The following is a 13,548-nucleotide window of genomic DNA, read 5'->3' as shown; positions in this document are numbered from 1 at the left end:
GAGATCTGCGAAGCGTGCTGGCGGTTTGGAAACAGTCCGGTTGGCGGCGCAAGACCATTGTTCTGTGCCCGTCATGCCGAACAACCGTTTCTGGTTGAAAGCATGCGCGTACGGAAAGCCGTGTGCATTGAAAGGTGCCCGCACGGTTTGGAGGGAGGCGTAGGGATATCCTCTCACGAGGTGTCCCGCGCCTACCCTACGGAAGACCCGCTCGCGGGGCTTCAGCGTAGCCAACAGCCCGGCCCGCAGGGCGACGCCCACCTTCTTCGCAGTCAGACTTCCCACAACAGCCGATATTTTTTCCGAAACCGGTCGCTGAGCACCCTCAATGGCTTTCATCACCGGCATTAAACTTCTGAATCGAGAGGCCTGATCGATTCGATAAATTAATTGGACGGTGCTTTCGACAGTTGCGATTCTTGGGTATGTCCGAACTCACGGTGCCATACCTCGTGCTCCAACGGTGCGATCCGGCCTGCAACATGGCCAGGTTCTATGTCCTCACGATCGAACCGACTCTGTTCGGTGATACGGCGTTGGTGCGCGAATGGGGGCGTCTCGGCCAACGCGGCCGCCGGCGGATGGATCTGTTTGCAGGGAGGGTCCAGGCCGTCGAAGCGCTCGAGACTTGGCTCGTCCGCAAAAAGCGCCGTGGTTACGTTCCAAAGAACCCCGCGCCTTGAATGCAACCGCCTGATCTAGGCCGTGCGCCTGCCCCCAGAGATGTCCGCTTCTCCACCGATGGCAGCGCAAAAGTCGAGCTTATCTGACTTCCGGGTTGGGCCACAAACCGACATGCTGTTTGTCACTTTTGTTTCGCCATTGGCTTTGCGAGCTCACGGGCGCTGTCGATGACGAGCTGCACAACCGGGCTGACGGTGCGGTCTTTGATCGTGAGCATCCCGTTCGGTCGACGGTCCGCCGGCAGTTCAATGGACAAGACCTTGAGCGCCGCCTCCCTGGCGAGAAATTTCAGTGTGGAAGCCGGGAAAACCGTGATGAACCGCCCCGTCTCTAGCAAGCTTACCCGCATATGGGGGGCATCGGTGACGACCGTCGCCTGAGGATACGCGAGCCCTCGGGTAAGAAAGGCTTGCGTAATGATGGAGCCGATCACGCTCTCCCGCGGCGGAAGCACCCAACGCTCCTCCGCCAGATCGGAGAGCTGGATATTGCGCCGGCGCGTCAATGGATTATTTGCGCCCGCTGCGATGACGTAGCGATCTTCAAAAAGAAACTCGAAATGCAGCCGCTCATCGGCAATCGGGCCGCGACTCCGCACGAACGACAGATCGACTTTGCGTTCGTTCAAGTCGCGATGCAGCGCGTCGATGTAGCCGGTCACGAGCTCAAATCTGATCCGCGGATGACGCCGCGAGAGCCGGTCTATGAGCGCGGAAACGAAGCTCGCCGCCAGATCAGCCGTGCTTCCAATCCGCACCTCTCCGGCGGTGGGGTCGGCCAGAAATTCGATGCTCTTCACACCCCGCCGCAGCTCGTCGAAGGCGGCGGCACCGCAATCGATCAGGGCGCGGCCGCACGCGGTCGGCTCGATTCCGCGCCGGTGGCGATCCAGCAGGCGGACGCCGAACGCCCGCTCGAGCTCCGCGATCGATCGCGAAATGTTGGGCTGGGTGGTGTTGAGCAGGACTGCCGCCTTGCCCATGCTGCCGGCCTGAACCACCGCCATCAGCACGTGGAGATCCTGCAGCTTCATTCGCTTTCCGATGCGATCGCTCATCTGCATGAGAGTACCCATATCCATTTCGAGATGGTCTCATCAGACAATAGCCTTATGCGCTTATGACAGCATCAACTATTCTCCACCGTTGAAGAGAGCCAGCGTGGGCATAGGTTCGACGGAGCAAAGCCCGTGACTTCCTCCCGACGTCAATTTTTACGCTTCGCGGCGGGGATAGCCGCACCGCCGCTGCTGTCGGGCCCGGCATACGCCGACGCCTATCCCTCTCGGCCGGTCCGGATCATGGTCGGCTTCGCCGCCGGCGGCCCAAACGACATTCTCGCGCGTCTGGTCGCAGATTGGTGGTCGGAGCGGCTCGGCCAGCAATTCATCGTCGAGAACCGGCCCGGGGCAGGAAGCAATCTCGCCACCGACGCTGTCGTGCGGGCGCCTCCCGACGGCTACACGCTTCTGCTGGTTGGCTCTCCGAACGCGATCAATGCTACGCTCTATGAAAATCTCGACTTCAATTTCCTGCGCGATATCGCGCCGGTCGCGGGCCTGACCCGTGGCGCCCTGGTGATGGTGATCCACCCATCGGTTCCTGCCCATACAATTCCGGAGTTCATCGCCTATGCTAAGGCCAATCCGGGGAAACTCTCCTACGGTTCGGGAGGCGTGGGCGGGATCACCCACATCGCCGCGGAATTGTTCAAGCAGGCCGCCGGCGGGCTCGATCTTCAGCATGTGCCCTATCGAGGCGTGGCGCCCGCCATCACGGATCTGCTCGGTGGGCAGGTGCAGGTCGTCTTTGTCAATGTGGCGCCGTCGATCGGTTACATCGAGAGCGGCAAGCTGCGCGCGCTGGGGCTGACGACGGCGATGCGATCCGAGGCATTGCCGGATGTGCCAGCGATCGGCGAATCCGTGCCCGGCTACGAGGCCAGCTCAGTGTTCGGCATCGGCGCGCCGAAAGGCACCCCTGGCGCGATCATCGACAGGCTCAACAAGGAGGCCAACACCGCTCTGGCCGATGCGGGGTTCAGGATGCGCCTGCGCGGCCTCGACGCGTCCGGACTGGGCGGCTCGCCCGCCGATTTCGGCAAGCTGATGGCCGATGAAACCGAGAAGTGGGCCAAAGTGATCAGTCTCGCGAAGATCCGACCGGAATAGCGGGGCAAAGTTTTACATGCAGGGGACATTCAGCAAGATTTGCGCGAAGCAAGGCGGCGCGTTCGATTGCTATCTGGTCGTGCCCTCGACTGAAAAGCAGGCGGCTTCAATCGTACTTGCCTCTGCTATTCACGGCGTGGATACCGACATGATCGCCATCGCCGACGAGCTGGCGGCATACGGGGTCATCGTCGCAGTGCCGGATCTGTTCTGGCGTTCGGTCGCCGGACCGCTGCCTCGGAACGACCCGCGTGCGGCCGAGCGCGCGCAGCCGCGCCTCGAGCAAATCAAGGCCGGCGAAGACGATATGATCGACACATTGAGACACCTCGGCACGATCCCGCAATTCAACGGCCGGGCGGTGGTCATGGGATTTTGCTACGGCGGTCCGTATGCGATCCTCGGGCCGAAGCGACTTGGCTACGCCGCTGGCATCTGTTGCCACGCGTCCCAGATGCTCGACTATCTTCACGAGCTTGGCGGGCTTCGCGAGCAAGTCTGCTTCATTTGGGGCGACGAGGACAATCGCGCACCAACCGAGGTGCTGCAGGCGTATCGTGATGCAGCGGCGCGCATGGAGAACGTCGAAGTGCACATCTTGCCCGGGATACGCCACGGCTACATGATGCGGACAAGCCCCTCCTTCGACCGGGTAGCATATGATTTTTCAATGAGGCGCGCCTGTGAGATTCTTCAACGTCTCCAGTCGCCGTCCGAGGCTCGTAACTTTTAATTGCCCCGGCTATCCTGTGCATGGTCGGAACCCGACTTGCCATTCACGGGGAACAGCATGGCGCGTCTCGTTGCCTTATTGATTGCTTTCTGTTGTTATTTTCCGTCCGGACCTGTGTTTGCGGACGACACATCGAAGCAACTGGTCGGGAGCTGGAAGTTGACCTCTTGGACCATTCAAATTGTCGGGGCGACGCCACCGAACCGTTTGGTCCTAACCCGAAAGGCAGGGCGCTCTTCACGCCGGACGGATTTGCGGCCTTCATGATCGTTGGAGCGAACCGGAAGCCTGCAACAAATGACGAGGAAGCAGCGGTGCTGCTCAGGTCGCTGCTTGTTTACACCGGCAAATTCACCATCGACGGAGACAAGTTCACGACCAAGGTAGACATATCGGGCAACGAACTCCTTACCGGCTGGATCAGGTGAGATTTTTCAAGTTGACCGGTTGAGCCTCCGAACGGCTGAACAAGTCAGCTCCGTTGGCACCTATCAGGGCAAGAAAGTCGTCGGCACTCTGACCTGGGAACGCGAACCCTGACCGTTTAGTCGCATTCCTTGCCGCTGACGGAGCCACCAACACGGAATGTCGCCTTTGGGTCGATTCCGTTGAAAAAAGCAGCAGTTGCGACTCAGAGATAGCGGTGATTCAGTCTGTCTAATCGGCAGGACTGAAGATCATGATGGGACATCGGCAAGTCGAACAGGCTGCTTTGTTCTACGAGTTTTCGCTCGAGAGGCACGTGCCTTCCGACCACTTGCTTCGCTCGATCGATAGATTTGTCGATCTTGAACAGATTAGGCAGGAACTGGCGCCCTTCTACAGTACGATCGGCCGGCCTTCGATCGATCCCGAGCTGATGATACGGATGCTCTTGATCGGCTATTGCTTCGGCATCCGATCGGAGCGACGTCTATGCGATGAGGTTCACCTCAATTTGGCCTACCGATGGTTCTGCCGACTCGGCCTCGTTCTCCAAGAACAGGCATGGTCGGTTCCGAGAAAGCGATCTGTTCCGTCGCGTGTTCGAGAATGTCTTGCGACGTTGTATCGAGGAGCGGCTGGTCGGCGGTGAAGGATTCGTCGACGCGAGCCTGATCAAGGCCGACGCCAATCGGCAAAAGGGGATTGAAGGCGATGCGTCCCGAGTATTTTCCGAAGGGGTTCTCGTTATTTCCGACGTGGCCCGCCCAAGATCCCGTGCTCGCCATCTGGGTGTTCGGGGCCACCATGGGTCTGCTCTTGTTGCCGAAGCTGCTCAGCCTGGTTCTGCTTTGGATGCGGCGCTCGGCATCAGCCCAATTCGGCGGCGCGTTGCGTGCCTCGGCCGGAGTTTTCGCAGAGATCCTGGTATCGGCGTTGATGGCGCCCGTGATGATGATCTTTCAGTCGATCGCTGTCGTCGAGATTCTAGCTGGCCGCGACGTGGGATGGCAGACGCAGAGGCGCGACGATGGCACGGTGGAACGCCGGGAGCTCTATCGGAAGTACGGCGTTCCGACCTTGTGCGGCGTCGCAATGGCCGCAAGCGCGTACGCTGTTTCGCTGCCGCTTCTGCTCTGGATGTCACCCGTGATCGTGGGGCTACTGTTCGCCGTTCCCATAGGAGCGCTGACGGCCAGGCCCGCGTCCGGCAAACTCTTCGCGACCCCTGAAGACCGAGAGCCGCCCGAGGTGCTGCGCCGGGCCAACGAATTGAGCGCGAGGGCGGAGGTCGGCACCAAACCTGCTTTGGTGGAGCTGCGCGAAGACGCTGCGCTCCTGGCCTTCCACCTCGCGCAGTTGCCGCCACCTCGCGCCGTCCGGCCCGACACAATCGACGCCAACCTGGCGGTCGGCCGCGCCAAGATCGATGCGAGTGATAGCTTCGAGCAGGCGGCTGCCCATCTGTCGCTGCGGGAGGTCTTCTCGATCTTGAACGACGGTTCGGCGCTCTCCATCGTGGTACAGAAGCGATGAACGCGCACTGAGCGTGGCGGCCCCCGAAGCGGCTCAAGCCAGTCCTTGACCCGAGACACTTCCTGTGCGCCGACGAGACGGCGTTCTCGCCTCTAAGATTCGGGAAAACAGGCAATAATCCCTGCCGCGTTCCGGAATCTTGCCATCCTTCGCGGGTTCTCGCATGCCGCATATGGCGGTGAGGAGAACAACATGAACAAGCTTCTGCTGACAACGTCGATCGTCGCACTGATCTCGACGGGCGCGATGGCGCAGTCGACGGTCGTCACCACCACGGGCACTGCTCGCGCCACCGCCGTGCAGATCGAGCCGGAATACCGCACGAAGATCCGCACCTACGTCACAAAGTCCGTCCCGTGGAGACGCGCCAGAAGATCGTCGTCGGTCAGCCGGTGCCGCGCGAAGTCGAGCTCGAGGCTGTTCCTGCCGACTGGGGTCCCTCGCTTACCAAGTATCGCTATGTCTACTCGGGCGAGCGCGTGATGCTGGTCGATCCGTCGACCCGCACGGTCGTCCAGGAGATCGACTAAGCCATCCCGGCGGGTCGCTGATCGCAGCGGCCCGCCGCCCCAATCCGGCCGCCGATACCTGACTTCTCGTTTGCGAGCGGCAATCCATGCCGATCATCCGTTATTTCGTCTCCGCCGGCGGGCTGCTGCTGGCGCCGCTCTTCGCTGCGGATCTTTAATTGCCGGCTTCCGTCGACCGGGCGGGCCTGCCCGATCCAGACAGAACCATCATCCGGATCGCCTCGGCGCGAACGCTTCCGGAGAAGATCGTGTTCGACACGCGTCCGCGCGCCGATTTGCCGACAATCGCGCAGGCTGATCCACTCCCCCGAAGAGCACAAGCAAGCGCGCGAAGCCATGGCTGCGATGCCTGCAGCACCTGTCGCCGAGGTCAAAAAAGACACGTCTGCGCGCGCCTCCGCAGCGGCGCGCCCGCATCCGAAGCGCTCGGCAAAGCTACAGAGAAGGACACCCGACCGGCGTCTCGCCTTCGAGCGGTCCGGCCCATTTGGAGGCGGATGGTGGTGATGAGATGCTGATGTCTAAAAGGAAAGGCCGCTCCTTCCGTAGCGCGGCCCGCTGCATGCGGATCGACTTCGCTGACCAGCGGCGGTAGTGCCGCAGGATTCCACGGTCGCCGAGGTGACGAACAGCTTTATTGGCGGAGCCCTACTGAAGCATTCGTTCACCGCCCCTCTGGCGGATGAAGGCCCCAGCTCTGGGGGCTAGGGGCTTTGAGCTGGGGCCAGTTCGGGGTCACCCCTGGGGCAGGGGCTTCAGGAAAACTTGGCATCCATGCTAACGTTCCTCTGGATCAGCGAAGCTTTTACTCCATCGCATGCCGGTGGTCGCTGGTCGTCGGGGCCAACAAATGGCCATCACCGAATACTTCAAAACTCCCCACTTGGGCCCGAGGAGATCGCGAGGCTTTCGACGTCCTACGAACAGGCCCTAGGCACTATTGGCCTCAAGGATCGCCGACGACCCTCTCACCGAAATGATCGCCAAGAAGATCCTCGAGATTGGTCAGACCGGCCTCAAAGACCCTGCGGAAATCTGTGGGCGAGCGGTCGAAGAGTTGGGCCTCCCGAAGGGATGATGCGCGAAAGGTACGCAGCGCCCTGCAAGAGATCCGACTGCAGGCCCAGCTTCGCCAATTGCGGGACAGGCGCGGCCGATCCGGCCTTGGCCACCATCAGCAGCCCGGCCGGGTCTCGTGCCGACGACGGCCCCTTACGTCGGCAGGAACGTGTCCCTAGGCTGCGGCATCGGGCAATCTGGCCTTGGCCCCGAGCGGAGGGGAATAACTTTCGCAGGCAGTGTCGCGCTCGCCCAGGCTCATCCGTCTAGCCGTCCTCGGGCTTTTTGGCTGCGTCCTGCTGCGCCGGGGAAGGAGACGCCTCAAGCTCCGCGATGATCTCCTGCAGCAGCCGCGCGGCAAGCGGATCGGTCGTCTCCGCGTAGAGTCTTCTGAATCGCTCCAGGTCTTCGAGGATCTTCGGCGAGGGGGTGGTCATAGTCGCAGGCTCCGACCCGTCTATGCCACAACCTGTCTTCGGTTGCAGTTAGATCCGATAAATTCAGCGCCTGAGGCGCTCATGCGTCGTGCGCGAGAGAGACCTGCACCTCGCAACCCCGCGGAAGAGATCTTCTCGTCACCGTCCCTTTCATCTGCGACGCCAGCAGACTGATCAGCCGCGTGCCGAGTCCGCTCTTGACTTCGGCCGGACAGCCGACACCGTCGTCCTGAACGGTCACCAGGATGCGGTCGTCCTTGGCGCGCACGCCGATCTCCACGGTACCGCTGCGCCCTTCCGGGAAGGCGTATTTGAAGCAGTTCGTCACAAGTTCGTTCACGATCAGCCCGATCGACGCCGCCTGCGAGCTCCGCACCTCGATGTTTTCGCAGCGGACACTGATCGAGATCGTGCGGACGCCACGATTGAAGTCGGCGAGGCTTCCGCATAGGGCTTCGATGTAGGGCGCGAGGTCGATGCGGCTGCTGTCTGCGGTATCGCGCAACCGATCGTGAACCTTGGCGACCACATCCACCCGGCTCACCGCTGACGCGATCGCCGTCTGGACAGCCGGATCGGTGGCTGATCGGGCTTGCAGCCTGAGGATCGAGATGATGGTAGCGAGATCGTTCCGCGTTCGGTGCGCGAGCTCCTGCAACAGAACGTCCGAATACAGCTTTGCTTCTGACAGTTTCCGCAGCGTGTGCCGCAGAAGTTCGGTGATAGCGGCGATGCAGATGCCCGTGAGGACGAAGAGGACGAGGGGGATCGCGGCGGATAATGACGGACCGGGGATGAAGTAGACAAAAGCGAGCGCCGCACCCGCCGCAGTGGCTGCCAGACCGCTGCCCCAGTCGAACAGGACGGAGGACAGGAAGATCGCCGGAATGAATAGTAGAACGGGGTAAGAGCGGAGATGATCGTCGAGCATCACCCGGGCGATGAAGGCGATCCCGACGAGGCCGAGCGTCAAGGTGTATCGCACCCAAATCGGAAAATCGAAACCTGGTCGTCAGGAGGCGGTGCAGAATGGCTTCCATCCCGGGCATCGTGACCTCCGGGCTCGATGTTCCGACAAGAAGCCGCTCTAGCTCGACAGGCTGGCGCCATGCAGAACCGATCTACTAACCGCTTTCGTCAACGATCAGGCAATCGAGCTGTGCACCGTGCTCTAGACGGGCGGTAGGACGCGAAAGATGAGGGCAGCAGCCGATCCCGTGCGCTGTGGCCGACCGTGACGGCTGGACCGAACCACGCCAACACCCCTTGCCGCTACTTCTTCGGCGCTGCTGGACCAGTCGAGTTTGATCCTGTGGTTGTTGCTGGCGAGGTGCTTTGGTTCGATGCGGTCGTGTTGTGCCGGTTTGAATAGTAGAACGCACCCAAGATGATCACGATCACGCAGATGGCCAAAGCCGCCCAACCTCCCCAGTTGTTCCGCCGATTCAGGTTGCCGACAGGTCGATTGTCGTTCGGATAGGTCATGTCACATTCTCCTTGAAATCAGAAGGCGCGGAGAAAAGAAGCGTTCCTATTGGGGTCGCCTCGATCTCTCGCGGCGAACAACGCAGTCATCGAGTGTGGTGTGTTTGGAACGATCGGACCGGCAGCTCGCTTCTCTGATTTGCGGCTCAGAAGCCGCATGAGCGCCACGCATATCACTTCAGGAGAAGCTCCATGAAAACACTCGCTATGGCAGCTGCGTTGTTCACCTGCTTCGCGGTCCCGGCCTTTGCCCAAACAACGGTGCCCGCTAACAGCTCGCAAATGGACGCAGCGTCCGCCAGCCACGATCAGAAGAGCCCAGCCGATGCTGCCCAGTCCAATGGCGGCGCCCAAAACAAGTCGGCGATCGAGAGCATCAGGAAGGATCTGCAAGCCGCAGGCTTTACCGATGTGAAGGTCGTGGCCGAGTCCTTCGTCGTGCAGGCGAAATCGAAGGACGGGAATCCCGTTGTCATGACCATTGGTCCGCATGGCATGTCGGTTTTCGAGGCCATGACGTCCGGCGGCTCGACATCAGGCACCGTGGGATCGGGTGCGGGCAGCGCCGCGCCGGGCAATTCCAACAGTTCCGGAGCGCAAAAGTAAGATCGCGTGAGGCCGCAGCGTACGTGCGGCCTCAACCGTGTCCTGCTCCGCGAAGCGCGCCACGCTGTTCGCGAGAGGGGCTTGTTGCCGCCGGGGTGTCCTGAAAATTGAGATGCCGGAAAGGAGGCATCAGGGTGCCGGTTCGTTTCCTGCGCTTCATGATCGTCTGGTTGCTGGCATTGGCGACCGTCTGGGTAATGCAGCCCTACCTGTCGGCGCTCTGGTTTTCTGCCTCTATTCCTCGGACTGTCACACCTCGTGCCGAGCTCGCTGCCAGCGAGCAGGCGACTGTCCGTCTCTTCAAGGAGGTCTCTCCGTCAGTCGTGCATGTGTTTGCCCGCGGCAGACCCAGCGCGTCTGTATTTTCTGATGAACAGGACAGTGTTGTGCAATCTGGGTCAGGCATCATATGGGACCTCGCGGGGCATGTAATCACGAACAATCACGTCATCAGCGGCACCGCGCAGATTGGGGTTCGGCTGACGTCAGGCGAATTCGTCGCGGCGCATGTAGTCGGCGCCGCTCCAAACTACGACCTCGCTGTTCTTCAGTTGGAGCGGCCAAGATCGGCACTGCATCCGATTGCTGTCGGCCGTTCGGCTGACCTGCAGGTAGGCCAGAGCACATTCGCGATCGGCAACCCCTACGGTCTCGACCAGACTCTGACCTCTGGGATCGTGAGTGCGCTTGGTCGAACCCTGCCCTCGGTCACTGCGCGCGAGGTCAAGGGGATGATCCAGACCGACGCGCCCATCAATCCTGGAAATTCCGGCGGTCCGCTGCTCGATAGTGCCGGCCGCCTGATCGGTGTTAACAGTGCTATCATCTCCGGCTCGGGCGCATCTGCCGGAATCGGATTCGCCATTCCCGTCGACATCGTCAACCGCGTCGCCGCCGAGTTGATCCGGAGTGGTCACGTTCCATTGCCGGGAGTCGGCATCGTCGCGGCCAAGCAGGGCGAGGCAACAAGCCTTGGAATTGACGGCGTCATCGTCCTCCGAACCTTGCGCGGCTCTCCGGCCGCCAAAGCCGGGATTGAAGGCGTGAGGGAGGACGGAGTGATCGGAGATGTCATTACCGAGGTGAACGGCAAGCCCGTGCACAGCATGGAGGAACTGACCTCGATCCTTGAAGATGAGGGCATTGGGAAGCAGATCGCATTGACCATCGATCGCGCCGGGCAAACCCGCACAGTCAAGTTGTCTATCGCTGATGTCTCCCAGCTGGCCCAACGATGAATGCTGTCCACACTCGAATCCATTTACCGGACTGCTATTCCGCCGCCTCTCGCAATGGAGGCACCTCCGCATGCGGCTTGATCTGCCGTGGTTGCCCCATCAGAACCGGCTGAAATAGCACGGCTGCAGCCATGGTGCAGGCGAGGGCCAGCGCCATCATCTTTCCCATGCTCGACATGCCCGGGTAGTTGGAGGCCCACATGCTGCCGAAAGCCGCCGCATTGGTCATGGCGCTGAACACCACCGCCCGCGTCAATGTCGATTGCAGCAGTCCGGTTTTGCCGGCGCGCCAGGCCATGATGTAGTAGATCTTGAACGCCACTCCAACGCCGAGCAGCAGCGGAAGCGCGATGATATTGGCGAAATTGAGCTGCGGACCGAGCAGGAAGGAGAGTTCCAGCGTGAGCGCGCCGGCGACAAGCAGCGGGACGAGCGTGAGCAGGACATCGGTGATGCGCCGCAAGGCAATCACAAGGAGAATGGTGATCGTAACCAGCGCCATGATCCCGGCCTCCACGAAAGCGCGGGTCACGGTTCTGGCGGACTCGTAATAACTGACCGCAGCTCCCGCCGCGGCGGGCTCGGCGGCAAGAACGGCCTCGGCGAATTTTCGCAGCACACCGAGGTCGTTGGCATCGCCTCTCGCGAGAGCCTGCACCCGCGCGCGACCGTCCGGCAACTCCCAGTCGCGGACTAGGTCGGCAGGGAGGCGTTCTCGCGTCACCGGTTGAGCCGAGAGGGTCTTGCGAAGGCGGTCGAGATCGTAGTTCAGGGACGGCACCACCGCCGCATCCGCCTTGCGGCGAACGTCGGTCGAGGCACTTGCCAGCTGATCAAGTTGCGAAGCGACGGCGCGTGCGTCGTCCGCGACCACACCACTGGCGCCGGTTGCCACCTTCGAGAGCGCCTGTGCCGTACTGCGAAGCGCGTCGACGGTGTCCTCGTCGATCGGCCTCTTACCGCGTGGATTGAGCACCGGCCCGATGGCCCGGTCGGTGGCATGGAGCGCAGCGAGCTTCTGCTCCTGATCGGTCGGAATGAAGTTCGTCAGCGTCACCACGCGGGCGACCTCCGGAAGCGACGAAAGCCGTTTCGCGATCCGATCCGCCTGCCGTTGCGAGGACGCCAGCACCTCTGCATCATTTCCGTTGGTTTCGGGCTCCGACTGCAGCTTCCGATAGGTGACTACGGATGGAGAATTGGGGTTCTGAAGGTCGATCGGGTTGAAATCGAAGGAGAGGTGAAACAGTAGCGGCGTGCCAGCCAACACGACAAGAATGGTGCCGACGATCACCGCGATGCGGTGACGCTGCAGAAATGCGTCGACCGGCGCAAGCCATTTGAAGCCCACCGCCGCGGGTTCGCCTGGCGGATTGAGCGCGGTCAGCATCGCCGGTACGAACGTAATGCTGCAGGCAAACGCAATCAGCATACCGCAGCCGGCAATCAGTCCGAGCTCGGACAAACCGCGATAGTCGGTCGGCAAGAAAGCGAAAAAGCCAATCGCGGTGGCGGCCGCCGCGAGCGCCAGCGGCGCTCCCGCCTTATGCGCGGCGCAGCGCAGCGCATGACGGAGGTTATCCAGCTCGTGCCGTTCGGTCCGGTAACGCACACTGAACTGAATGCCGAAATCGACGCCCAATCCGACGAACAGCACGAAGAATGCAATCGAGATCAGGTTGAAGGAGCCAACCATCAGGAGTCCCAGAGCGGCGGTTGCGGCGAGCCCGACAGCCAGGGTGAAGAACACCGCGGCAATGAGCCTGAAGGAACGGAGTGCAAGCCAAAGGATCACCAGCACGCCGATCACGGCCGTGAGCGTGTCGCGCCCCGCGCTGGAGCGGATCACCGAGAACTGATCGTCATTCATCGGGACCTCACCAGTAAGGCTGATCTCGGCACCGAAACGCTGCTTCAATTGGAGATCCGAGGCTGCCTTCCGGATCGCGTCGGTTGCCGCCCGGCCGGGTTGCAGTGCTTTGAAGTCGAGCTTCGGAGCAATTTCGATGAAGTGCCGCGATTGGTTTTCGGCGAGAGCGTGCCCTTGGAGAAGCTCCTGCCAGGAGAAGAATGCAGGCTTACCGGCCAATGCGTCATCCAAGACTTTTCGCGTGAGCGAAAGCGGCCAACCGAGCTGCTCGAGCTTCAGCCGACCTGCCGCAACTTCTTGCGCAGCCGAGCCCAGTACGTCGACTGCGCCGCGCAAGGTCGGATCGGCCGCAATGGCCTCCAGGAAGGGGCGGGCACGAGACAGCCCGTCGGCTGTCCGTTGCACATCTGCGGTCGAGCCAAGCAGCAGGCCGTTGCGCTCGAAGAACTCGCCGCTGTCGGGCTGGACGACGTCGCGAAACAGCTCCGGATTTTGCTTCAGCCTTTCTGCAAGCTCGTCGGTCGCAACGTCAGCATTTTCTGGCGTCGTCGCCGTCACGACTACGGAGATTCCCTTTTGCGGAAATGCTTTCGAGAGCTCGACCTCGCGCTGATGCCAAGGAAGGTTCTGCGATACGAGCGTCTGGATGTCGGTGTTGATGGAAAACCGCGTTGCGGCGTAGAACGCGCAGGCAACTAGCAAGAGCGTTCCGACAAGATGGTGACTCGCCAGCGGCGGACGCAAAGATCGACGATGTTGACGACCGCTTGAGTCATG

14 protein-coding genes and 1 pseudogene are annotated in these 13,548 nt (G+C 61.5%); 9 read left to right on the top strand and 6 right to left on the bottom strand.

Annotation, left to right across the window (positions count from 1 at the left end):
* The coding region (locus BM374_RS39250; protein ID WP_210188626.1) for a hypothetical protein at positions 1–348 on the bottom strand (348 nt) is incomplete at its 3' end.
* Between the two features lie 77 nt (positions 349–425).
* On the opposite strand from BM374_RS39250, the gene BM374_RS36395 reads away from it, so the two are divergent.
* Entirely contained in the window at positions 426–683 is a 258-nt protein-coding gene (locus BM374_RS36395) for a WGR domain-containing protein (protein WP_028337791.1), read from the top strand.
* 122 nt (positions 684–805) lie between these two features.
* Here the strand turns inward: BM374_RS36395 and BM374_RS36390 are convergent, their stop codons facing one another.
* Complete coding sequence (locus tag BM374_RS36390) at positions 806–1,717, bottom strand: LysR family transcriptional regulator (RefSeq protein WP_177248789.1); 912 nt, start codon at positions 1,715–1,717, stop codon at positions 806–808.
* Positions 1,718–1,873: 156 nt separating this feature from the next.
* On the opposite strand from BM374_RS36390, the gene BM374_RS36385 reads away from it, so the two are divergent.
* The 6 genes and pseudogenes from BM374_RS36385 (at position 1,874) to BM374_RS39755 (ending at position 6,076) form a co-directional block, all read left to right on the top strand.
* Complete coding sequence (locus BM374_RS36385; protein ID WP_244552838.1) at positions 1,874–2,854, top strand: Bug family tripartite tricarboxylate transporter substrate binding protein; 981 nt, start codon at positions 1,874–1,876, stop codon at positions 2,852–2,854.
* Between the two features lie 16 nt (positions 2,855–2,870).
* Positions 2,871–3,587, top strand: coding sequence for a dienelactone hydrolase family protein (locus BM374_RS36380; protein ID WP_092303615.1), 717 nt, complete (start codon positions 2,871–2,873; stop codon positions 3,585–3,587).
* A gap of 167 nt (positions 3,588–3,754) precedes the next feature.
* Complete coding sequence (locus BM374_RS39120; protein WP_177248788.1) at positions 3,755–4,015, top strand: lipocalin-like domain-containing protein; 261 nt, start codon at positions 3,755–3,757, stop codon at positions 4,013–4,015.
* A gap of 251 nt (positions 4,016–4,266) precedes the next feature.
* Positions 4,267–4,768 (top strand): annotated as a pseudogene (locus BM374_RS36370) (transposase); the annotation flags it as partial.
* A gap of 64 nt (positions 4,769–4,832) precedes the next feature.
* Positions 4,833–5,546: a glycosyltransferase family protein gene (locus BM374_RS36365; RefSeq protein WP_210188627.1), complete on the top strand. Its 714-nt coding sequence runs from the start codon at positions 4,833–4,835 to the stop codon at positions 5,544–5,546.
* 356 nt (positions 5,547–5,902) lie between these two features.
* Entirely contained in the window at positions 5,903–6,076 is a 174-nt protein-coding gene (locus tag BM374_RS39755; protein ID WP_244552837.1) for a DUF1236 domain-containing protein, read from the top strand.
* A gap of 1,325 nt (positions 6,077–7,401) precedes the next feature.
* On the opposite strand, the gene BM374_RS39115 is transcribed toward BM374_RS39755, so the two are convergent.
* From BM374_RS39115 to BM374_RS36345, 3 genes are all read right to left on the bottom strand, one after another.
* On the bottom strand, positions 7,402–7,572 hold the full coding sequence (locus BM374_RS39115) for a hypothetical protein (RefSeq protein WP_177248787.1): 171 nt from the start codon (positions 7,570–7,572) through the stop codon (positions 7,402–7,404).
* Positions 7,573–7,651: 79 nt separating this feature from the next.
* The gene (locus BM374_RS36350; protein WP_092303611.1) at positions 7,652–8,545 is read right to left on the bottom strand and encodes a sensor histidine kinase; all 894 of its coding nucleotides are present in this window, start codon (positions 8,543–8,545) and stop codon (positions 7,652–7,654) included.
* Between the two features lie 299 nt (positions 8,546–8,844).
* Complete coding sequence (locus tag BM374_RS36345) at positions 8,845–9,057, bottom strand: hypothetical protein (RefSeq protein WP_092303609.1); 213 nt, start codon at positions 9,055–9,057, stop codon at positions 8,845–8,847.
* Positions 9,058–9,249: 192 nt separating this feature from the next.
* Between BM374_RS36345 and BM374_RS39750 the strand changes: the two genes are divergently transcribed.
* On the top strand, positions 9,250–9,663 hold the full coding sequence (locus tag BM374_RS39750; RefSeq protein WP_244552836.1) for a hypothetical protein: 414 nt from the start codon (positions 9,250–9,252) through the stop codon (positions 9,661–9,663).
* 134 nt (positions 9,664–9,797) lie between these two features.
* The gene (locus BM374_RS36335) at positions 9,798–10,901 is read left to right on the top strand and encodes a S1C family serine protease (protein ID WP_502689493.1); all 1,104 of its coding nucleotides are present in this window, start codon (positions 9,798–9,800) and stop codon (positions 10,899–10,901) included.
* A gap of 34 nt (positions 10,902–10,935) precedes the next feature.
* Here BM374_RS36335 and hpnN read toward each other — a convergent pair whose 3' ends face one another.
* Positions 10,936–13,473 (bottom strand): hopanoid transporter HpnN, encoded by a 2,538-nt coding sequence (gene hpnN, locus BM374_RS36330; RefSeq protein ID WP_244552835.1) that lies wholly within the window; start codon positions 13,471–13,473, stop codon positions 10,936–10,938.
* Between the last annotated feature and the right edge of the window lie 75 nt (positions 13,474–13,548).

Origin of the sequence: Bradyrhizobium sp. Ghvi, from assembly GCF_900115265.1 — a bacterium.
Lineage (GTDB): Bacteria > Pseudomonadota > Alphaproteobacteria > Rhizobiales > Xanthobacteraceae > Bradyrhizobium.
This window is presented reverse-complemented; position numbering and strand designations above follow the sequence as displayed.

Excerpts from the sequence above, each read along its gene's own strand:
- BM374_RS36380 (WP_092303615.1), top strand. The coding sequence starts at position 2,871 with ATGCAGGGGACATTCAGCAAGATTTGCGCGAAGCAAGGCGGCGCGTTC.
- BM374_RS39115 (WP_177248787.1), bottom strand. The coding sequence starts at position 7,572 with ATGACCACCCCCTCGCCGAAGATCCTCGAAGACCTGGAGCGATTCAGA.
- BM374_RS36390 (WP_177248789.1), bottom strand. The coding sequence starts at position 1,717 with ATGAAGCTGCAGGATCTCCACGTGCTGATGGCGGTGGTTCAGGCCGGC.
- BM374_RS39750 (WP_244552836.1), top strand. The coding sequence starts at position 9,250 with ATGAAAACACTCGCTATGGCAGCTGCGTTGTTCACCTGCTTCGCGGTC.
- BM374_RS36345 (WP_092303609.1), bottom strand. The coding sequence starts at position 9,057 with ATGACCTATCCGAACGACAATCGACCTGTCGGCAACCTGAATCGGCGG.
- BM374_RS36395 (WP_028337791.1), top strand. The coding sequence starts at position 426 with ATGTCCGAACTCACGGTGCCATACCTCGTGCTCCAACGGTGCGATCCG.